The following is a 1,065-nucleotide window of genomic DNA, read 5'->3' as shown; positions in this document are numbered from 1 at the left end:
AAGTATCGCAGGTTTTGATGAAGGAATGTCGGCATCGAAAATGCGTGAGCTTTATATTCATGGAGGATTAAGTGCTAAAGAGCGTGGCGCACTATCTCAATATATTCAGATTAAGGATCAATCGGAATACATTGAAAATATTTTAAATCACACATTAAAAATAAATACCTTATTTCAGAATGGGGGCAGCATTTATCAACACCTTGCTCCTCAAGATTTTTATTTACCATTAATGGGTGATCATGAAGGCGGTCGTTGTTATCCATTAGTGAGAGCGATGTCTGTTGCTTTAGCTCAAGGTGATGATGTTAGTAGTGTCAACGCGCTTTTCAATAAGTTGTTTATTGCTGCGGCATCTCCGGAAGAAAAAAGCTCAATTCTATTGAGGTCATCACTGCAAAATTTACATTTTAATACGGAAGCGGTAGGAGCATCTTCTTCAATTGGTCTACTGAATTTAAAGTCGATAAAAAAGCAACTCATTGAATCTAGTGGAACTCAGATGTATGCCTTAAATACTCAAAGCCATTCAATGTTAATAGGAAAAAAAGTTGATAATGGTGAGGTACGTTACTGTTTTTATGATCCTAATTTTGGACTGTATATATTTGATAATCCCAAGAAATTTTCCAAGTGTTTAGATGATTTTTTAGTGAAAGAGAAAATGGCATTTAAATATGATGCGCTAACGGAGAAATCTAAACCTATATTTGATCTCGTTGCGATTGATATTGAGCAAATGGCGAATGTAGATGTTGGTGCAGGGATAAGAGTCGAAGATTTAGTATCTTCAACTGAGTTATCTGAGGTTATTCCACGGCGCCAAAAAACAAGAGCTTTCATCGAAAGCCAAAACGTATTAGCAAAAGATAGGCAAATAAAATCATCTTTGAGTATTTTAAATGCAGAGCAATGGGGCAGCCGTTTAGAATTATCACTGGATAAGATGATTCAAAAGTATCAGTTAAATGAATATTGGTTACCTGTTTTTGCAAGTACAAAGCGATTAGAGAATGGACGATATCAAATTCAGTTCGTTCATAAAGGCAATGAGGAATCTTCTCG

Annotated in this window: 1 pseudogene; it reads left to right on the top strand. The window is 35.6% G+C overall.

The window, feature by feature from the left end:
• Positions 1 to 1,065 (top strand): annotated as a pseudogene (locus PSF16_RS17405) (TcdA/TcdB pore-forming domain-containing protein); the annotation flags it as partial.

The organism is Providencia sp. PROV033 (assembly GCF_028484855.1).
Taxonomy (GTDB): domain Bacteria; phylum Pseudomonadota; class Gammaproteobacteria; order Enterobacterales; family Enterobacteriaceae; genus Providencia; species Providencia alcalifaciens.
This window is presented reverse-complemented; position numbering and strand designations above follow the sequence as displayed.